Source organism: Kineococcus rhizosphaerae (assembly GCF_003002055.1).
GTDB classification, from domain to species: Bacteria; Actinomycetota; Actinomycetes; order Actinomycetales; family Kineococcaceae; genus Kineococcus; species Kineococcus rhizosphaerae.
In genome coordinates, this window is record NZ_PVZF01000003.1 from 299,316 (window position 1) to 319,063 (window position 19,748).

Annotated in this window: 19 protein-coding genes; 8 read left to right on the plus strand and 11 right to left on the minus strand. The window is 75.1% G+C overall.

The window, feature by feature from the left end:
* Positions 1-4: 4 nt before the first annotated feature.
* The 5 genes from CLV37_RS08545 to CLV37_RS08565 form a co-directional block, all read right to left on the minus strand.
* A complete protein-coding gene (locus tag CLV37_RS08545) occupies positions 5-520 on the minus strand; it encodes a hypothetical protein (RefSeq protein ID WP_106209150.1) in 516 nt (171 codons plus the stop codon).
* 269 nt (positions 521-789) lie between these two features.
* Positions 790-1,227 carry a hypothetical protein gene (locus CLV37_RS08550; RefSeq protein ID WP_106209152.1) on the minus strand — a complete coding sequence of 146 codons (438 nt, stop codon included), beginning with the start codon at positions 1,225-1,227 and terminating at the stop codon, positions 790-792.
* A gap of 97 nt (positions 1,228-1,324) precedes the next feature.
* The gene (gene wsfD / locus CLV37_RS08555) at positions 1,325-2,821 is read right to left on the minus strand and encodes a glycan biosynthesis hexose transferase WsfD (RefSeq protein WP_106209154.1); all 1,497 of its coding nucleotides are present in this window, start codon (positions 2,819-2,821) and stop codon (positions 1,325-1,327) included.
* Positions 2,818-3,633, minus strand: coding sequence for a septum formation family protein (locus CLV37_RS08560; protein ID WP_146149338.1), 816 nt, complete (start codon positions 3,631-3,633; stop codon positions 2,818-2,820). The genes wsfD and CLV37_RS08560 overlap by 4 nt, the downstream gene beginning before the upstream one ends.
* Positions 3,634-3,699: 66 nt before the next feature.
* Positions 3,700-4,104, minus strand: a complete 405-nt coding sequence (locus CLV37_RS08565) for a response regulator transcription factor (RefSeq protein ID WP_170127123.1) — start codon at positions 4,102-4,104, stop codon at positions 3,700-3,702.
* Positions 4,105-4,408: 304 nt separating this feature from the next.
* On the opposite strand from CLV37_RS08565, the gene CLV37_RS08570 reads away from it, so the two are divergent.
* The 7 genes from CLV37_RS08570 (at position 4,409) to CLV37_RS08600 (ending at position 11,745) form a co-directional block, all read left to right on the plus strand.
* Entirely contained in the window at positions 4,409-4,789 is a 381-nt protein-coding gene (locus tag CLV37_RS08570) for a hypothetical protein (RefSeq protein ID WP_106209160.1), read from the plus strand.
* 187 nt (positions 4,790-4,976) lie between these two features.
* Positions 4,977-6,026: a hypothetical protein gene (locus CLV37_RS08575; RefSeq protein WP_146149339.1), complete on the plus strand. Its 1,050-nt coding sequence runs from the start codon at positions 4,977-4,979 to the stop codon at positions 6,024-6,026.
* Between the two features lie 2 nt (positions 6,027-6,028).
* Complete coding sequence (locus CLV37_RS08580) at positions 6,029-6,673, plus strand: exosortase/archaeosortase family protein (RefSeq protein ID WP_146149340.1); 645 nt, start codon at positions 6,029-6,031, stop codon at positions 6,671-6,673.
* Entirely contained in the window at positions 6,666-8,138 is a 1,473-nt protein-coding gene (locus tag CLV37_RS08585; RefSeq protein ID WP_106209167.1) for a glycosyltransferase, read from the plus strand. The genes CLV37_RS08580 and CLV37_RS08585 overlap by 8 nt, the downstream gene beginning before the upstream one ends.
* Positions 8,135-9,004, plus strand: a complete 870-nt coding sequence (locus CLV37_RS08590) for a hypothetical protein (RefSeq protein ID WP_106209169.1) — start codon at positions 8,135-8,137, stop codon at positions 9,002-9,004. Before CLV37_RS08585 ends, CLV37_RS08590 begins: the two co-directional genes overlap by 4 nt.
* 5 nt (positions 9,005-9,009) lie before the next feature.
* Positions 9,010-10,176 carry a non-hydrolyzing UDP-N-acetylglucosamine 2-epimerase gene (wecB, locus tag CLV37_RS08595; protein ID WP_106209447.1) on the plus strand — a complete coding sequence of 389 codons (1,167 nt, stop codon included), beginning with the start codon at positions 9,010-9,012 and terminating at the stop codon, positions 10,174-10,176.
* A gap of 12 nt (positions 10,177-10,188) precedes the next feature.
* Positions 10,189-11,745, plus strand: coding sequence for a methyl-accepting chemotaxis protein (locus tag CLV37_RS08600; protein WP_106209171.1), 1,557 nt, complete (start codon positions 10,189-10,191; stop codon positions 11,743-11,745).
* A gap of 9 nt (positions 11,746-11,754) precedes the next feature.
* Here the strand turns inward: CLV37_RS08600 and CLV37_RS08605 are convergent, their stop codons facing one another.
* The 6 genes from CLV37_RS08605 to CLV37_RS08630 all read right to left on the minus strand — a co-directional run bounded on the left by CLV37_RS08605 (position 11,755) and on the right by CLV37_RS08630 (position 18,234).
* Entirely contained in the window at positions 11,755-13,272 is a 1,518-nt protein-coding gene (locus CLV37_RS08605; RefSeq protein ID WP_106209173.1) for an FGGY-family carbohydrate kinase, read from the minus strand.
* Between the two features lie 79 nt (positions 13,273-13,351).
* On the minus strand, positions 13,352-13,852 hold the full coding sequence (locus tag CLV37_RS08610; protein WP_106209175.1) for a ribose-5-phosphate isomerase: 501 nt from the start codon (positions 13,850-13,852) through the stop codon (positions 13,352-13,354).
* A gap of 153 nt (positions 13,853-14,005) precedes the next feature.
* Entirely contained in the window at positions 14,006-15,793 is a 1,788-nt protein-coding gene (locus tag CLV37_RS08615; RefSeq protein ID WP_170127124.1) for an AfsR/SARP family transcriptional regulator, read from the minus strand.
* A 79-nt stretch (positions 15,794-15,872) separates the two neighbouring features.
* Positions 15,873-16,103, minus strand: a complete 231-nt coding sequence (locus CLV37_RS08620; protein WP_106209179.1) for a tautomerase family protein — start codon at positions 16,101-16,103, stop codon at positions 15,873-15,875.
* Positions 16,104-16,180: 77 nt separating this feature from the next.
* Positions 16,181-17,401, minus strand: coding sequence for a hypothetical protein (locus CLV37_RS08625; RefSeq protein ID WP_106209181.1), 1,221 nt, complete (start codon positions 17,399-17,401; stop codon positions 16,181-16,183).
* Entirely contained in the window at positions 17,398-18,234 is an 837-nt protein-coding gene (locus tag CLV37_RS08630; protein ID WP_106209183.1) for a hypothetical protein, read from the minus strand. The genes CLV37_RS08625 and CLV37_RS08630 overlap by 4 nt, the downstream gene beginning before the upstream one ends.
* A gap of 513 nt (positions 18,235-18,747) precedes the next feature.
* Here CLV37_RS08630 and CLV37_RS08635 point away from each other — a divergent pair.
* The gene (locus CLV37_RS08635) at positions 18,748-19,743 is read left to right on the plus strand and encodes an iron-siderophore ABC transporter substrate-binding protein (RefSeq protein ID WP_106209185.1); all 996 of its coding nucleotides are present in this window, start codon (positions 18,748-18,750) and stop codon (positions 19,741-19,743) included.
* The last annotated feature ends 5 nt before the right edge of the window (positions 19,744-19,748 follow it).

Consider the following 19,748-nt stretch of genomic DNA (forward strand, 5'->3'; position numbering starts at 1 on the left):
CGGGTCAGCGGGTGGTCGAGGACCGGTCGCGGCTGTGGCTGCGCAGGTCGAGGTCCACGTCGTCGTCGCCTTCGACCTCCTTGGCCAGCAGGCCCGAGCCGACGGCCCACAGGGCGGCACCGACGATGCCGATGAAGACGCCGATCGAGGCGGCGAGGTCGTCACCGCGCTCCAGGCCCCCCATGGGGTTGAGCGCGAAGGCGACGCACTGGATGGTCGCAGCGATCGCCACGGCCATCGACACGAGCGTCAGGCCGCGGTGCTGGCCGCGACGGGCCCGCTTGGCGGCGTAGGCCATCGCGAGGAGCAGACCGATGCCCAGGTAGGCGACGAAAGGTACGAGGGAGTCGGTCTCGTAGCCGGTGCGGTCGGTCTCGGTGCCCTCGAGGTGCACCCAGTTGAAGAACGGGGCGACGTTGAAGACGACGACGCCGACGGCGGTCAGGCCCAGACCGCCCTTGCCTGCGGTGCGGACGCGGTCGTGGGGCGTGGGGGTGGCGTTCGGTTCGGCCGTAGCCATGGGAGTTCCTTCGTTGGAGTGAGGACGGCGGTGCGCGCCGACCGTGACGGGGCCGGCGGAGATCGGTCTCCGCCGGAGTGGGACCACCGGTGGGCGGCTTCTCCACCCGGTGCGGCCCGGAACAGGCCCGTCTGGTTGCAGGCTCAGGGAGGTCGCCGTGCGAGGCGCCGCGTTCCCTGTGCGACAACTGAAGCACGGCGGTGCGGGGTGCGCGACCGGGAACCCGCCCCGGTGCGTACCGGAACGGTTCCGCGACCGTTCCGCGACCGTCACGGCCGGGGCGGCCACCCGGCGGGCGCGTCGGGACCGAGGTGGTCCAGGACGGCGGAGAACTGGACCGCGTCCAGGTAGGAGGGGTTGCTCCCGGCCGCCATCCGCACGACCTCGGCGGTGCGGAACCGGGGGTCGGCCACCAGGTCGGGTCGCGGGACCACGGTCGCCAGCACGAACAGTTCGACGTGCACCCCGGCGTCCGGCCCCTCCCCCTGCGCCGGGGAGGTCAGCCGTCCGACGGCCGCCACGCCGGGGTCGACGCGACCGCTGACCCACAGCACGCACGGCTGGCCGGGTCGCAGGAGGTCCAGCCGGTACGTCGGGCGCAGGCAGCGGCGCACCCGCACCGGGGTGTCCGGGTGGCGCGGCAGTTCCGCCGGCCAGCCCGCGGACTTCAGCAACCAGCACGCCACGTCCCGCTCCGACAGCCTCACCCGCCCATCGTGACCGGCGCTCGCCCGGTCGGCGCGGTGGCCCGCGGAACTCCCCGACGGGGCTCGCGTTCCCCGCGGGCCGTTGCGCCGCAGAGCGTCAGACGACGGGTTCGCGGGTGTCCTCGCGCACGGCCAGCACCGCGGCGACGGTGGTCGCGAACACCAGGGCGACGCAGAAGTCCGCGACGACGAGGTGCTTGATCAGGTCGGAAGCGCCGTCGGTCAGCAGCGCCACCCAGAACTGCCCGGCGGCGCCGACGGCCAGGAACACCCCGGCTCCGCCCGCCGCCCGCGCACGCGGGCTGTGCCGCGCCGTCCAGGCGAGCACGACGCACGCGGCGACCGCGAGCGCCAGGACGAGCAGGAGCACGTCGGGGGTCTCGTCGAAGGCGGTGGTCCAGACGGTCTGCAGGACGCAGACGCGGCACTCCTGCTGCTCGGGGCCCCGGCCGGCGTCCGCGGGGTAGGAGTACAGGTAGTCGGCCCGCAGGACGCCCATGGCCTCCAGCCCCCGGCCGGCCATCGACAGCAGCCGCTGGGGATCGCGGGCGTACACCCCGAGCCGGGAACCCAGCCCGGCGCGCTCGTCGAAGTCGGCGAAGGCCAGCGAGTTCGCGGCGCTGCCGGGGGCTCCGATCGGCACGCCGGAGGAGGCGGTCCACACCGCGGGCAGGCCGAGGGCCCGCAGGTCGGCCTCGGGGTCGGGGCTGTGCGGGAGCATCTCGACGAAGACGGCGGCGTAGTCGTTCTGGGTGGTGAACCGCTGCGGCTGCGCCTGCAGGTAGAGCCCCGACCCGAGCACGAGCGCGGCTGCGGTCACCAGGGCGGGCAACCGCGGCGCGAACCCGGCCCGGACCCGGCCCGGCAGTTCCCGCCAGCTGCGCCGGCGCCGCGGGAGCGGGGGGCCGGGGTCGGTGCCGACGGGCCGCAGCAGCAGCACGAGCAGGACGGCGGGCAGGAAGGCCGCGTTCTGGGTCTTGGTGGTCACGGTGAACATCGCCGCGGCGGCCAGCAGCAGGAGGTGCGGCACCCGGACGACGTCGGCGCGCAGGTGCAGGATCACCGCGACCAGCAGGGCGAGCACGCCGACGAAGGCGGCCGGTTCGGAGTAGGCCGAGGCGAAGTACCCCGCGAACGCCCCGTCCCCGACGACGAGCAGCAGAGCGGCCGTCACGAGGACGCGGGCGCCGGCGCCGCGCACCAGCAGCACGGCGAGACCGGCGACGAGGCAGCCCACCACGACGCTGAACAAGACGGCCATGACCCGCAGGTCGAGGCCGTCGACGGGGGTGAACAGGTGGGTGAGGCGGGTGGCGACCCACGCGAACCAGAGCTGGGTGGAGCGGTAGGGCTCGCCGTCGGCCCCGCAGTCCTCGCCGTACCAGGTGTGGCTCAACCACACCGGGTGGAGGTAGTCCCGGGTCGAGGTGTTGTAGGGGTGGTCCTGGGCGAGCCCGAGCTGGCACAGCAGCCGGGTGCCGTCGCCCTGGTCGCTCATGCCGACGAGACCGCCGCCGAGCATCCGCACGAGCAGGAACGTCGTCGACAGCGCCGCCAGCCCCGCGAGGGCGCGCCACGGGCTCGTCGGTCTCACCGGGCCACCAGCCCACCGCGCAGGGTGCCCGTTCGCGGGCCCTCCAGGGCCGTGAGCCAGCACTGGGCGGCGCCGTCGCGGTGGACGACGGTGGGCCGCCAGCCCTGCGGCGCGGCGCTGCGGGTGTAGGCGAGGCCGTTGGCGGTGCACGCCGCCTCCTCGCCGGCCGTGGCTCCGACGGGCACGTCCCCGGCCCGTTCGGCGGTGTGCGGCTGGTCGCAGGTGAGCAGTCGCTCGTCCCGCGAGCAGAGCCGGAACCGGGCGGAGTCGTCGTGGCGCAAGACGCCCTCCAGGGAGACGCCGAGGGTGGGGACGACGCCGACGGGAGCGTCGGCGACGAGGTCGCACACGACGGTCCGCTCCCCGCGCCGCCACTCGGCGCGGGTGGGGTACTTCGCGAAGACGCTGAGCCCCCACTGGCTGTCCAGGGGATCGGCCCCCAGGAAGTCGCGCACCGTCAGGGGGCAGACGTCGGCGTTGCGGGCCGTCAGGATCTCCGAGACGGGACGCTCGGGACCGAGGGCGGCGACGGCGGGGTCGAGTCGGCCGAGGGCGTACGCCTGGAAGGTGTGCGGGCTGCTGCAGGCGACGGCCGGTGAGGTGTCGCTGAGCGCCACCACCTCCTCGGCGGTGGTCTTGAGCTTGCACGTCCCGACCGCGACCGAGCCGGTGGGCAGTTCGGCCCCCGCGGAGGTGGCCGCGCCGCACCCCGTCAGCAGGGTGGTCAGCAGGCCGGTCAGCAGGCCGGTCAGCAGGGCGAGCGGGACCGCGGCCCGGGCGGGGGTGCCGCGGTGTGCGGTGACTCGTTCCACGCTGGCTCCTGACCTCGTCGACGGGTGTTCCCTCCATCGACGGACCAGCTAGTTGCCTTGAGAGGGTCAACTAGTTGATTCCCCACGGTTCGCGTCGGGCAGGTGCCCGGCCTGACGCGCTGCGGTGGCCGCGGCGGCGCTGCTGCGCAGCCCGTACTTGCGGCGGGCGCTGGACAGGTGCTGGGCGACGGTGTTCGTCGACAGCCCGAGCCGGGTGGCGATCTGCGCACCGTTCAGACCCGCCTCGACGAGCAGGAGGATCTCGGTCTCGCGGGCGGTCAGGATCGTGCGGGACGCCGGGCGGCCGGCACGGGCCTGCTCCTCGAGCCGCTGGACCTCGCGCTCGGAGATCAGGACGACGCGGCCACCGCTGGCCGACTCCAGGACCATGCGGTGCTCGCCCGAGGCGATCGCGTCCAGCAGGTGCGGCCACAGTTCCGCCGCCAGGTCCACCGTGCCGTCGGCCCGCATGCTTCGTGCTCCCTCCAGAGGTCCACCCCGGATCGCGGTGCTGGTCCAGCACCACCCGGTCACGTTCCGGACAATCATCGGGCACGGTGGGAGCACGCTTGAACCCCAGGGACCGGGTGACGCCAGAGCCGTTGCCCGGCAAAGCATCGATGGGCACCTCCATGACCGGACCACCGCCGGCCGGGGACGTGCGGACGCCACGCACGGAGTTGCCACCGGAACCCGCTCCCGATATACGTGGTCGTCCGAGGTCGAGCAGTGGCCAGTGGGCCCGAGCACGGGACGTGGCCGGAGGGGCGGTCCCGTGCACGAAGAACCGGTCGCCCCCCGCACGGGCGACGGGGGCGAGGACGTGCTGCGGCGCGCCCGTGCCGTCCGGTACGCGCTGGAGGCCCTGTGGGGCGACGAGCTGCCCCCCGGCGAGGACCCCGTCACCGCCGTGCTGGCCGACGCCGTGGTCGCCGACGACGAGGCCGGCCGCGAGACGGGGCACGTCGTGACCGGCGACCAGCTCGAGGTCTCAGCCCTGGCCGAGCTGATCGCCCTGCCGGGTGACGCGCGGGAGCGCGCGGCCCGGCTGCCCGGCGGCCTGCGCTCCCGCGTGGAGGCGCTGCTGGTCCCGCCCCCCACGGCTCCCCTCCTCGCGGTGGCGGAAGGTCGTTCCACCCCTCAACTAGCTGACTAATCAGACATGGTTAAGCATTTCCGGCTCCACGCCGAACAGTCCTGCAGGAACGGACAACGGCTCGGGGGACGGCATGCGGTGGAAGCGGTGGGCGGGTCAGCAGGTGCAGCACAGGGCCGTCGACGTCACCCGACCCCCGGTCCACGCCCCGGTCCCGGACCGTGGACCGGGGCAGGCGGCTGCTGCCGTGGCCCTCGCCGACGACCCTGCCGACGGGTCCGGCGACACGGTCGGCGTCGAGCAGCACCCCGGGGCCGGTGACCAGCTCGAGCTGTTCCCCCTCGAGGCCAGTGAGACCCCCGCGGCGCCGGAGCCGGCGGCGGACGTCGTCGACGCGCCGACGCCGACCTTCGCGGACGCGGCCGCCCAGACGCTGGAGGACCTCCGGGCCCGGCTGCCGCTGGGCACCTGGCTCGTCAGCCGCGTCGTCGAGCCGCACTACACCCTGCTCGCCGTGCGGTCCGAGGTCGCCGTGGCCGGGCAGACGATGCGCTGGGACGAGACGTTGTGCCGCACCATGGTCGGCCAGGGCGGTGCCCGCCTGGTCGCCGACGTCAGCGCGGTGCCGGACTACGCGGACCGGCGCATGGGCCGGGTCTTCGGCGTCCGCGGGTACACCGGCGTCCCGCTCCTGGGTCCCGGGGACCAGCTGCTCGGGACGGTGTGCGGGCTCTCGCGCGACCCCCTCGACACCGACGGCTTCGGGGTGCGGTCCTGGTTGCGCGTGATGGAGCAGCACGCCGGGTGGCTGTCCGGGCTCCTGAGCGCGGAACTGGCGGAGCTGCCGGCGCAGCGGACCGCCGACCACCGCGTCGCGCAGCAGCGCGGCGACGACCTCACCGGGCTCGCCGACCGGCGCGGCTGGGGCTTCCTGCTCCAGCGCGAGGAGCAGCGCGCCCACGCCTACGCCGCCCCCTCGGGCGTGCTGCTGCTGGACCTGGGGGCGACGCGCAGCGTCGGCCCGGTGCGCCGGGCCGCGGCCGCCGCCGCGTCCGCGCTGGCCGGCCGCGGCAGCGTCGTGCGGTTGGACGGCCGTCAGCTCGGGGTCCTGTGCACCGCCGACGACCAGCGCGAGCTGCGGGCCACGGCCGACGCCGTGCAGAGCGCCGTCCTGGCTTCCGGCTGCATGTTCACCTCCGGCTGGGCCGTGCGGGAGCCGGCCGACGGACTGCCCGGGGCGTGGCGGCAGGCCGAACGCCGGCTGATGTCCGTCCGCCGAGCCCCCGCCACGGCGTGAACGTGCGCGGGCGCCGCGGGGCTGCGCCGGCCGACGGCACCTCGGCCGAGTACGAGGCGCAGGCGCAGCGGGCCTTCGACGCCCTGGACCCGCGGTGGGTCGCCCCGGACCGGGCGGCCAGCCTGGACGTGGGTCTCGTGCGGCCGGTGCTGGCGCTCGGCAGCCTCGCGGTGCTCGTCGCGCTGTTCGTCCTGGCCCACCGGGTGCAGGAGACCGAGGCGGCCGTCTCGGCCGCGCTGGCCCGGGCGGCCGGCCTGTCCGACGCCCACCACCTGGGCAGCGTCGTCCTCTTCAGCGTCCAGGGGAACTGGACCGGGTACCAGGTCACCCTGGGCTGCACCGTGGCGTTCCTCATCGTCCCGTTCTTCGCGGGCACCGCCGTCCTCGTGAGCATCCGGCGGGTCCCCGTCCTGCGCGCCCTGGCGGGTCTGACCACGGCGATCACCACGGTCGTGGCCTTCAACCAGCTGCGGCTGCTCACCATCGCCCTCGGCATGGCCACCTGGGGACCCGACGCCGGGTACTCCTACACCCACGTGTTCGTGGGCACGACCATCAGCACCTTCGGGGTCGTCCTGGCCGGTGTCGCCTACCTCGGCGTCCTGTTGCGCGGCACCTTCACCCGGGCGGGAGCTCACCATGAATGACCCCCGCTGGTACCTGGCGCTGCTGAACACCGGCGCGTTCCTGCTGTGCGTGAGCTTCCTGGTCTACGTCCTGTGCATCCTGCGGCCCTTCGTGCGCCGCCGCGACACCCTGCCCGGCGACCCCGACGAGTACGACCTGCACTTCGTGGTGCCGTGCCTGAACGAGGAAGCCGTCATCACCGGCACCGTCCGCCACCTGGTGACGACCTTCCCCCGGGCCCGGCTGTGGTGCGTCGACGACGCCTCGACCGACGCGACCCCCCGGCTGCTCGCCGCCCTCGAGGAGGAGTTCGCGGCCGTGCGGGTCCTGACCCGCCGCCACCCCGACGCCCAGCAGGGCAAGGGACCGGCCCTCAACCACGCGTGGCGGGCCATCGACGCGGAACTGCCGCCGGGCACCGACCGGTCCCGGGTCCTCGTGGGCATCCTCGACGCCGACGCCCGGCTGGACCGCCTGTGCCCGGACCTCATCAGCGGCCCAGCGATGTTCGGGGACCCCGACGTGGCCGCCGTCCAGGTGCAGGTGCGCGTCACCTGCGACGTCGACGCCCTCGTCAGCACCGACCTCGACGACCTGAGCAGCGTGTTCGACCCCGCCACCGTCCACGCCCCACCGCGCCGCGACCCCCTGCTGATCCAGCTGCAGGACCTGGAGTTCACCGGCCCGATCGCCGCGATGCAGGTCCTGCGGCGGCGCACGGGCAGCGTCGGGATGGGCGGCAACGGCCAGTTCACCCGCATGGCGGCCCTGGACCGCATCGCGCTCGAGCACGGCACGCCCTGGCACGGGGCGCTGCTGGAGGACTTCGAGCTGGGGCTGCACGTCCTGCTCACCGGCGGCCGCACGGAGTACTGCGACGACACCTACGTCTCGCAGGTCGGGCTGACGGCCCTGCGTCCCCTCATCCGCCAGCGCAGCCGGTGGGCCCAGGGCGGGATGCAGTGCATGCGCTACCTGTGGCGCGTCCTCAGCTCGCCGAACGTGCCGCTGCCGGCGGCGCTGGAGATCGCCTACTACCTGTGCGTGCCGTGGTCGCAGATCACCGGCAGCGTCGTCTTCCCGCTCGCCCTGGGCCTGGACGTCCACTACGCCGCCACCACCGGCGGCGGTCCCACGGCCTGGTGGGTCGCCGGCGCCTGGGGCGTGCTGCCGCTGGCCGTCCTCTTCGGCGCGCTGCCGCACGCGGTGTGGGGACCGCTGTACCGGATGCGCACCCGCAGCGGCATCAGCCACGGCCGCGCGGTCCGGCTGGGCGTGGCCAACATCCTCTACGGCTACCTGCTGCAGCTGGCCGTGTGGTGGGCCCTCGTCCGCGTCCTGCGCGGGCGCCACGACTGGAAGAAGACCGCCCACGACGCCGGCCACGCCGGCACGGAGGTCACGACGCACGACGGGGCACCGGTCCTCGTCGGGGCGGGGGACACGCACGAGACGCACGCCGAGGGGCGGGAGGACGCACGATGATCAGGACGACCTGCGCCGCACGGGGATCGACCTGGATCGGACGCGGCCTCGTGGGCGTCGGGGCCGCGCTCGGGCTGCTGCTCGGCGTGACCGGCCCGGCCGCGGCCGGCGCGTGGAGCACCCTGTCCTCGGCCACCGCAGCCTCGCTGACGCTGGCCGGCAGCTCGGCCACGTCGGGCACGGCCACGGCCGCCTACGACGGGACCACCGACCAGACGAGCGGCAACCCCGTGACGCCGGTGCTGGCCGTCGACCCGACGCAGCCGAACGTCAAGGCCGGGGTGCTCGTGCAGCAGGCCAAGGCCTTCGCCGACGGCACCGCCGCGGCCTGCGCCGGGGTCGTCGGTGCGGGGGGCGCCGTGAGCATCGGGCCGACGGGCGCCTGCACGGTCACCCCCGGCGCCGGTGGCGTGGTCGTCGAGGTGCCCGGTGCGCTGCGGATCAGGGCCACCGCCATCACCGCCCGGTGCACCGCCGGGCCGAACGGGGCCCGCAGCGCCGGCGCGTCGCTCGTCGGGGCCAGCGTCTACACCCTCGGTGTGCTCGGAGCCGAGACGAAGCTCGCCGACCTGAGCGCGACCCCGACGGTGAACTCCAGCCTCGACGTGCTGAGCCTGGTGCGTCTCGGGACGAACCTGCAGACCACGCCCGCGAACGGGGCGATCACCTCGAGCGCGCTCGAACTCACCGTCCTGGGCCCTGCCGTCAGCCTGAAGCTGGGGCTCGTGGACTGCGGCCCCACCAAACCCACCCCCGCCGTACCCGTCCACGGCATCCCGCTGGCCGCCGGGATGCTCGGCGTCATCGGCTGGGCGGTGTTCCGGAATCGCGAACGACTCCTCGACGGCCTGACGGACGGACGGTGAACCGCATGAGCGACCGGGAGGACCTGCGCGTCGACGTGGTCCTGGGCACCCGCCCCGAGATCGTCAAACTGGCCCCCGTCGTGCACGCCCTGGGCGCGTCGGCGGGCACCGTCTTCACGGCCCAGCACTACGACCCCGAACTCAGCGACGTGTTCTTCGCCGCCACCGGGCTCCCCCGCCCGGCCGCGGTGCTGGACGGCGTCGGGGGCCGGTCCCGCGCGGCGCAGCTCACGACGATGCTGGACGCCCTCACCGGCCTCCTCGACGAACGGCGCCCCGACGCCGTCGTCGTCCAGGGCGACACGAACAGCGCGAACGCCGGCGCCCAGGCCGCGCACTACCTGGGCATCCCCGTCGTGCACGTGGAGGCCGGACTGCGCAGCCACGACCGCGCGATGCCCGAGGAGGTCAACCGGCTCGTCATCGGCGCGGTGGCCGACGTGCACTGCTGCCCGACGCCGCAGAACGTCGAGAACCTCCTGCGGGCCGGGGCGGACCCCACGGCCGTGCACCTGACGGGGAACCCCGTGGTGGAGGCGACGACCCGGGCCCTGCCGACCGCCGCCGAGCGGGCCGCGCTGCTCGCCGACCTCGGGGTGGAGGCCGGGCGGTTCGTGCTCGCGACCGTCCACCGCCCCGAGAACACCGACACCGAGGAGCGGTTGCGGGGTCTGCTGACCGGCCTGGGGTCCCTGGGGCTACCCGTCCTGCTGCCGCTGCACCCGCGCACCCGGTCGCGGTTGCGGTCCTTCGGGATCGAGGTCCCCGCCGGGGTGCGCGCCCTGGCGCCCACCGACCACGCGACGTTCCTCGCCCTGGCCGCCGAGGCGCTCGTGCTGGTGTCCGACTCCGGGGGCGTGCAGGAGGAGGTCACCGTCCTGGGCAAACCCCTCGTCGTGGTGCGCCGCAGCACCGAGCGCCCCGAGAGCGTCGAGGCGGGTTTCGCGGTCCTCACCGACGTCGACGGCATCGCCGGGGCCCTGGCCCGGCAGACCCGTCCCGGCTGGCCCGGACGGCTGGCGACGCTGCCGTCCCCCTACGGCGACGGCCGCGCGGCCCAGCGCATCGCGCACCTCACCCTGGCGGCCGCGCGCAGCTCGGCCGGTCCTGGACCGCGGTCTCAGGTCCTGGACCGGTCCGTCGATGGAGCCTCGACCCGCCCCGTGTCGTGAGGAGTTCCCCGGATGTCCCGTCGCCGTGGCCCGGCCGCCCAGAGCCCCCTGCGCGTCCCGCGCGACGTGGAGGCCCTGGAGCAGGTGCTCATCGCCTTCGACGGCGGGGTGGCCGACGCGCAGGACGCACGGGTCAAGCTGACCGACGCGATGGTCGGCGCCCTGGAACTGGCCTACGGGGCCCGCTGGGTGCCGGACGCCTCCGGGCGCCTGTCGCTGGCGTACGAGACGGGGCCGATCGGGACCGTGGTGGACGCCGCGCTGAGCGGGTCCACCACCCTGGGGCCCGGCAGCGCCCGGCACACCCTCGTCGAGCAGGCCGCCACCAGCCAGCGACCGGTCATCGTCGAGGCGTCCGAGCGCGACGCCGACGGGCGGACGTGCGCCCGGTGGCAGGCCGCGCAGCGCGCCGGGATGGTCGCGGGCGCGGCCGTGCCGATGATGGACGAGGGTGACGTCGTCGGCGTCATGGAGTTCTACAGCGACCACGGCCTGCCGCGGTTCGGCGACGACAAGTGGCGGGCCATCGGCCGCATCGCGACCCTCGCCCGCCGGCAGGCGCTGGCCGGTTCCGCCGCGCAGGAGATGCTGGGTGACCGGCAGGCCGTCACCACCGTCGTCACCGAGATCGGGCGGGCCGCCGACGAGGCGGCTGCGGTCCGCACCGCGCTGGAGACGGTCCGCACGGCGTTCGGCTGGGCCTACGGATCCTTCTGGGGCCGCGACGAGACCGACGACGTGCTGCGCTTCAGCCTCGAGTCCGGCTCGGCGGGCGAGGAGTTCCGCCGGGTCACGCTCGCGGCCTCCTTCGCCGAGGGCGTCGGGTTGTCGGGGCGGGCCTGGCGGGCGCGCGACCTCGTGTTCGTGCGCGACCTCGCCGAGGTGACCGACTGCGTCCGGGCCCCCGCGGCGCAGCGGGCCGGTGTCCGTTCGGGCGTGTGCTTCCCGATCCTCGACGGCGACCACGTCGTGGGCACGATGGACTTCTTCACCACCGACACCATCGAGCTGTCGGACTCGCGCGCCGAGGCCCTGCGCAACGTGGCCCAGCTGGTGTCGCAGCGGATGTCGGTGCTGCGCCGCACCGCGTCGGACGCCCGCAACGCGCAGCTGCTGCTGGACACCGTGGCGCAGCTGCGGGAGGCCACGTTCGACGCGGGGCGCGTCGCGCAGGAGGCGACCGAGCGCTCGGCCGCGATGATCTCGGACGTGGCGCAGCTCGGGAGCGCGTCCAGCGCCGTGGGTGACGTCATCGGGATCATCTCGAAGATCGCGGGCCAGACGAACCTGCTGGCCCTCAACGCCACGATCGAGGCGGCGCGCGCCGGCGAACTCGGCCGGGGTTTCGCGGTCGTCGCCGACGAGGTCAAGGAGCTGGCCCGCGAGACCGCCGCAGCCACCCAGCAGGTGGTCGAGCACATCTCCGGGATCCAGACCAGCAGCGAGTCCGTGAGCACGGGGATCCACGCCACCAGCGACATCATCGGCCAGCTGGACACGGTGCAGGCGCAGATCAACGACGTGCTGGAGAAGCAGGTCCACATGGCGGAACTCTTCGAGCGCCGCTGAGGCGCCGGTTCAGCGGGTGCGCCGCTCCAGCGCCGACAACTGGTGCTGCAGTTCCGCGGTCGCCTCGTGCAACCGCCGGTACGTCGGGTACAGCTCGGCGTAGACCTCGGCGGCGACCGGGTCCGGTTCGGTCGCGGACTCGACGCGGTTCCACGTCGCGTCGACGTCGACGACCCCCAGGGCCACGGCCGCGAACTTCGCGTCGCCCAGCGAGGCGCCGATGCGCTCGGCGGGCAGTTCCTGCCGCAGGCCCGTCACGTCGGAGACGATCTGCGGCCACAACGCCGACCCCGTCCCGCCACCGACGGCGACGACGCGGCGGACGTCGACCCCGGCGGCGCGGATCTCGTCGAGGTTGTGCCGCACCCCGAAGGCGGTCGCCTCCAGCAGCGCGCGGTCCACCTCACCGCGGGTGCTGCGCAACGTCAGCCCCAGCAGCGCGCCGCGGGCGTCGGCGTCGGCGAACGGCGTGCGTTCCCCGGCGAAGTAGGGCAGCGCCACGAGCCCGTTGGCCCCGGGCGGCGCGGCGGCGGCCTCGGCGACGAGTTCGGCGACGTCGGGGGACCCGATGGTCTCGCGCCACCACTCCACGGCGCTGCCCGAGCTCGCCATGCCCGCGGCCAGGGTGTTCTGCCCCGGCCTGACCCCGGCCGTTCCCCACAACGACGGGTGGAACCGCGGGCCGTCGGTGACGGCGATGAAGAACGTCGTCGACCCGTACATGACCATCAGGTCCCCGGGCCGCCCCACGTCGACGCTCTCGGCCTCGGCCCACGCGTCGCACGTCCCCGCCGCGACGGGGGTCCCGGCGGGGATGCCGGTCTGCGCCGCCGCCTCGGCCGTCACCGCGCCGACGCGTTCGGAGGGCCACACGAGCCGCGGCATCGGCAGGCCCGGGGCGATCTCGGCGCACCGGTCCTCGATCCACGCGGCGGTGTGCCGGTCGTACAGCGGTGTGCTCTGGCTGGCCGAGTGCTGGTCGAGGACGTACTCCCCCGTCAGCCGGAAGGCGAGGTAGGAGTTGGCCATGAAGAAGTGGCGGGCGCGGGCGAACACGTCGGGTTCGTGGCGGCGCAGCCACTCCAGCTTCCCGCCGGCGGCCTGCGTGGACATCGTCGAACCGCACCGGCGCAGGAGGTCGTCGGCGCCGTAGCGCGCTTCGAGCTCGGCGGCCTCGGCGACCGAGCGGGTGTCGACCCCGTAGAGGACCGCCGGCCGCAGCGGCCGGCCGTGCCCGTCGGCGAGCAGCACGGTCGGCCCGATGCCGCTGGCGCCGACGGCGACGACGCGGCCGTGGGCGGCGTCGTCCGGGTCGCCGGCGCGGTCGGTGAGCTCACGCGCGATGGCGCAGAAGTCCGCCCACCAGACGGCGTCGGCGTCGTGCTCGACGTAGCCCGGGCGGGGGTTGTCGGTCCGGTGCCTGCGGGAGGCGCGGGCCAGGACCCTGCCGTCGAGGGTCGTCAGGACCCCCTTGCTGCTCCCGGTGCCGATGTCGACGCCGAGCAACAGCTCCCGAACCCCACCCACGCCCGCCTCCTCGCGCCGATCCTGCGCCGCATCCTGTCACGGGCGCAGGACCGGTCCAGCAAGGGTCCGTCGCAGGGGTTCAGCAGGAGGACGCGGAGGTCTCCCCGTCCGTGGCGGCGGTCTCGTACCCGGTGATGGCGTCGACCTTGGCCGCCGACGCGGACGTCTCGTCGAACGTGTAGCCCAAGAACTCCTTCGCCAGCCGACGGGCCAGCTCCTTGCCGATGACGCGCTCACCCAACGTCAGCACCTGGCCGTTGTTCGACAGGACCAGCCGCTCCACCGAGAACGAGTCGTGCGCCACCGACGCCCGGATGCCCGGCACCTTGTTCGCCGCGATCGCCACCCCCATGCCCGTCCCGCACACGAAGATCCCCCGGTCGGCCTCCCCCGCGGCGATCTTGCGCGCCCCGGCCACCGCCACGTGCGGGTAGGCCGTCTTGTCGGTGTCGGAGTTCACCCCGACGTCCAGGACCTCCTTGACCCGCGGGTCCTTCAGCAGGTCCGCCTTGATCGCATCCTTGTACGAGACACCGGCCTCGTCGGCGGCCAGCACCACGCGCCACTGCAGATCAGTCATGTTCGAGCCTCTCGGAGCTGTTCGGCGATGGTCCGGGTGACCAGGGCCAGGGAGATCGCGCCCACGGTCGGGGTGACCAGGTGGCCTTCGCGGTGGAGGCGGCGGCAGCCCGTCGGCTCACGCTCGACCCCTCACCCGCGCCCACCCGGGCGCTCACCTCCCCTGCACGGGGTTCAACGCGTCGAGCGACGTCTTGTTCCCGCGCCGCGCTCCACCGGGCCCTGATCCGTCGTCGCCCAGGGCCGCCGCCCGCGCGAGGAGAGCAGGGTCCTCCACACCCCTCGCGCAGTCGCGCGCGAGGTCCCGCCGGTCCCGGTCCCCGGCCTCCACCTGGTGGACGAGGGCCCAGGCGACGAACTCCGGCAGGTCCGCGCGGACGGCCTGCTCCTCCAGCCGGCGCGCCGCGACGAGCACCGCCCCGCGCCCGCCGGCCGCGGCGACCTCCACCTCGGCCAGGCCGACGTAGGCCGACACCCAGACGTAGCGGTCCGGCACCCGGTCGCAGCGCCGGCGGGCGTCGGCCACCCAGGACGCCGCGAGCTCGTGCTGTCCGCGGTGCAGGGCCGCGACCCCCAGCGCCCGGGCCGCCATCCCCTCCCAGCACGGGTCCCCCAGCGAGCAGGCCGCGGCGAAGGCCTCCTCGAGCTCCTCCCCCACGGCCGCCCAGCCCTGGATCGCCGCCACGGCCTGCGCGGCGATGACCTGGGGCCAGGGGACGAACGCCGTCCACGACTGGCGGCGGGCCAGGTGCAGGCTGGTGCGCGCCGCCCGGCGGGCCTGCTCGGCGTCGCCCGACAGCAGTGCCGAGCGCGCGAGGACCCCCAGGGACCACGACCGCTGACGGTCGTCACCGACGGTCGCGGCCAGCCGCGCGGACTCCCGCAGGAGGTCGACCGCCTGCCGGTGCCGTCCCTGGTCGGCGGAGTTCATCCCCTGCATGGCGAGGACCGCCGCGCGCCGGCCGTCGTCGCCGGCCTGCCGCAGCGCCCGCGCCAGTGCGCGCGCCGCCGACCGGTGCCGCCCGGCCTGCACGTCGACGAAACCGCTCTCCCGCAGGACGTCCGAGGCCAGGTCGGGGCGCCCGGCGGTCGCGGCCGCCCGCAGCGCCTGGTGCAGGACGAGAGCACCCTCCCCGTCGGCACCCCGCACGGCGTGGACGAGGGCCCGTCCGAGCTCGAGCAGGGCCCCGGCCTGCAACCCCGCGTCGCCGGAACCCCGGGCCTCGGCGAGAGCCTGCCGCAGCGTCCCCACCCCCGCGTCGGGGGCGCCGGCCCCGCACGCGGCCACCCCCGCGGCGAGCAGGGCCCGTGCTGCCGCGGCCGAGCGCACCGCCGGGCGCACCGGCACGGCGGTGCGGGCCGCGTCCCGCAGCGCCGGCGACGGGGTGATCCCCGCGCGGACGAGCCGGGCCTCGCAGGCCCCGAGGTGGGCCAGCGCCTGCGCGGGCAGGCCGGCGGCGACCAGGGCGCGCACGAGGAGTTCCTGCGCCTCCTCGTCGAGGACGTCCAGCGCCGCGGCCCGGGTCGCCAACGGCAGCGCCGCGTCCACGTCGTCGCGGCCGAGCGCCGCGACGGCGCGCGAGTGCAGTTCCTCCCGGGTCCGGGCGGCGCACCGGGCGCGGGCCAGGAGCAGCCAGGCGTCGAACCCGGGGCAGTCGCGGACCTCCACCCCCTCCAGCAGCGTCCCGCCGAGGTCGTCGTCGGGCAGCGTCCCGGCGTCGAGGTCGGCGGCGTCGCACGCCAGGTCGGGCGGCACCCCGGGCGGGTCGCCGCGCAGGGCGTCCGGTGCCTCCAGGGCCCGGCGCAGTTCGGCCAGCGACCAGCGCAGGGCGGCCAGCGGGTCGTCGGCGGTGCCGAACAACTCCTCCGCCAGGTCCCGCCGCGACGGGGGCCGGTCGCCGACGAGGACCCGGGCCAGCACCGCCCACGACTTCCGGCTCACCGGGTGCGGACCCGGCCGCGCGCCCGGCGTCAGCGACGGCGGGCCGAGCAACCTGATCCGCACCACGGTCTCCCGGTTCTCAGTGCGGGACCGGGACGCGGCCCTGCAACGACTGGACGTCGGTCGTCGTGAGCCCCGTTCCCCCGATCCCCCAGAGGCCGCTGTCGACCTCCTCCACGAGGACCCAGGTGACGGGGCGCAGGGCCTCGCCCTCGACGTCCACCACCGCGTCGGTGATGCGCGAGATCATCTCCTTCTTCTGCTCGGTCGTGAAGACCCCTTCGACGACCTTGACGGTGACGAGCGGCACGGTTCCTCCTCGGTCGGTCCGGTACTGGTGAGGACGAGCGTGCGGGGCCGCCGTGTGAACGGGCGTGTGAACTCCGGTCACGGCACGTTCCGGCCGCGCAGCAGGAACTCCAGCGCCTCACGCGGCTCGCGGGGCACGTGCAGGGCGATCCCGAACAGGTCCCCACCCACCCGGCGGCCCCAGCCGATCCGCGTCACACCCCCCTCGAACCGCTGCACGCCGATCCGGGTGCCGCCGACGCTCACCCCCGTGTGCCCACCGGCGGCGCTCGTGAAGTCCGTCGTGCGGTCCTCCGGTTCGTCCCGCTGCCGCCACGGCGTCCAGCTGAGGTAGCCCTGCACGTACCCGTCCTGCGGGGCGTGGTGCAGGACGAGGTGGTCCAGGTCCACGTCCGGCGCCACCCAGAGCAGGTCGACGTGGACCTGGAGGGGTTCGCCGTCGGGCAGGGTGGTCCCGCGCCGCGGCAGCGGGCCGGGCTCGAGGGTGAAGCAGCGCAGCACGGCGGGAACCAGGTCGTCGAACTCCGGCAACGGGGCGCCCAGCCACTCCTCGACGTCGGCCACGGGCAGCTCGTGGCGGGTCGCCCGGACCCCGGGGTCGTCCGGCCAGCGCATCCGGGCCAGGCCCGCACCGCGCATGCCCGCGACGTCCGCCGGCCTCAGGTGCCGCAGGACCCGCAGCACGTGGTCGTCCAGGGGCAGGCCCACCTCCGGGTAGGGGTTCGCGAGCGCCGCGGCCAGCGCGGCGGTCTCCTCCTCGGCGGCCGGCCAGAGCGACAGGGTTCCCTGGCCGGGGGCGGGTCCGGGAGGTGTCTCGGGCCACGGGAACAGCGGCGGGCGGAACACCGTGCCCGACCAGCCCGACGGTCTGCCGTCCGGGAGCAGCCGCTCGTAGCTGTCGTAGTGCGACTGCGTGGAGGCGCCGATCGCCGCGAGCACGAGCGCCGTGGTGGGCCGGTCGAGCATGTTCAGTTCGGTGTGCAGGTCGATCTGGAGCACCCCCAGGAGGCTGAGCGCGATCCGCACCACGGACTCGTCGCGCCGGCGCCCGTGCGGCCCGGTGAACCGTCCGCCGCGTTCCACCCCGGCCACGACCTCGGGCCAGTCGATGCGCGCGCGGGGGTTGTGGTCCGGGTCCTCCGGGTGCGGCGGCAGGACCTGCACGAGCCCGGCGGCGTCGATCTCCGCGAGCAGGGTGCTCGCCCGGTGCAGGAGCCGGATCCCGGCGTCCTTGCCGATCTCCACGTGCGCGCGTTCGAGGACGTCGGCCAGTTCCTCGCGCGACAACCCGGAACTCACGGCGCGTCCCGGCCGCGCAGCAGGAACTCCAGGGCCTGCCGGGGTTCGTGCGGGACGTGCAGGGCGACCGTGAACTCGTCGTCGCCGACGTCGCGTCCCCAGGCGATGCGGGTGAGTTCCGGGTCGACGCGTTGGACGCCGACCTGCGTGCCCCCGACGGTGACGGACGTGTGGCCGCCGGCGGGGTTCGTGAAGTGGGTCGTGAGCACCCGGTGGTCCGGCCTGGACCGGCCGGGCTGCCAGTTCACCGTGCCCTGCAGGAGCCCGTCCCCGCGCCGCAGGACGAGGCGGTCCAGGTCGACGTCGGGCGCGACCCACAGCAGGGCGACGCGGACGCAGAAGGGTTCCCCGTTGGGCATCAGGGACCCCCTGCGCGGCAGCGGACCCGGTTCTCGGCGCAGGCACACCAGGCGGGCCGGGGCCAGGTCGGGGAACTCGGGGAGCGCGAACCCCAGCCAGGCCTCGACGTCCGCGCGCGGCAGTTCGTGCGCTGTGGCGCCGACGCTCGGCGCGTCGGGCCGTTCCCGGCGGCGACGTCCGAGCGTGGCCGGCCGCAGGTGCCGCAGGACGCGCAGCACGTGCTCGTCGAGGGGCAGAGCCACCTCGGGGTGCGGGTTCGCCAGGGCCGCGGCCAGGGTGTCGGCCTCCTCCTCGGCCTGCGGCCGCAGCGCGAGGGTCCCCTGGTCGCCGGGAGGAGCGGGGGGTTCCTCGGGCCGGGGGTGCAGCGGCCCCTGCCGGGTCATCGCCGCCCGGCCCGACGGCCCGCCGTGCGGCAGGAGCGGTTCGGAGAACAGGGTGTGCGCCTGCGTCGAGTCGCCGACCGCGGCGAGCACGAACGCCGTCGTCCGCCGGTCGAGCTGCCCGAGGGCCGTGCGCAGGTCGACCTCGACCGCGCCCGCCAGGCTCGCCGCCAGCGGCAGCAGGTGCCGGTCGCGTCCCCAGCCGAAGCGGTCGTGGTCGGCCGGGGCCGCCGCCCGGTCGACGCGGGCGCGCGGGTTCTGCTCCGGGTCGCCCGGGTGCGGGGGCAGGAGCTCGATCCACCCCGCCTCGTCGAGCGTCTGCAGGACGGTGCCCGTCTCGTGCAGGAGCCGGACCGCGGGCGTGGTCCCCCCTCGGACGTGGCCCTGCGCAGGACCTCGGACAACTCCTCGCGGGACAGCCCGGACCCCATGCGTCCTCCCTCCGTCGCGGACGCCGGAGGTCGAACGTACCCGTGCCCCGGACGGTCGACCAGCCCCCGTCGAGGGGTGCGGGAACGGTCGGGCCGGGGACGTTCGCCGCCGGTCAGGTATGGTCAGCCTGCCCTCAGTCCGTGCGGGCTGGCCTGACCCCGATCGGAGACCGACGTGCCCCTCCCGTCCCGCCGCGCCCTGCTCACCGGCACGATCGTCGCCGGCGTCGGCGCCGTCCTCACCGCCTGCAGCGGTTCCGACGACGGCTCCGCCGGGGCGGGAGGGACCGCGTCCGCGTCCGGCGCGACGATCGACACCCTCTTCGGGGAGGTCCAGGTCCCCGCGGACCCGCGCACCCTCATCGCCCTCGGCTGGGGCGACGCGGAAACCGTTTTGGCCCTCGGCGGCCAGGTCGTCGCGACGTCCGACTGGCTGGGTTTCGGCGGCGACGGGGTCGGTCCGTGGGCGCAGGACCTCGTGACGCGCGAACCCGAGCAGCTCGGGACCCAGGAACTCAGCTACGAGAAGATCGCGGCGCTGGAACCCGACGTCATCCTCAACACCCGGCAGTCCAACGCCGAGGCCGTGCAGGCGGAACTGACGAAGATCGCCCCGACCGTGGGCCCGCCGCCCGGGCTGAAGACCAGCTACGGCACCCCGTGGCGCGACCAGGTGCACCTCGTCGCCGCCGCCCTCGGGAAGCAGGACGAGGGCGCGAAGCTCGTCTCCGACCTGGAGGCGGAGTTCACGCGGGTGGCCGCGGCGAACCCGGCCTTCGCCGGCAGGACGGTGGCGGTCGCGGCGTTCTACTCCGGGAAGTTCGGGGCCTACGTCACGGGTGACGGCCGCGTGGACTTCATGACCGAACTCGGTTTCACGCAGAGCCCGAAGGTGCAGGCGCTGGCCAAGGACGACAGCTTCTACGTGGAGCTGTCGGACGAGCAGCTCGACCAGCTCGACGCCGACCTCGTCGTGGTGTTCCCCATCGGGGCCACCGCGGCCGAGATCACCGCGAACCCGGGCATCCAGAACCTGCCGGCGACGAAGGACGGGCGCATCGTGGTCTTCGACGACACCACGCTGAGCAACGCCTTCTCGTCCGGCACGACCCTCGGCCTGGGGTACGCCCTCGACCACGCGGTGCCGTTGTTCGCCCAGGCCCTCGCCTGACGGGG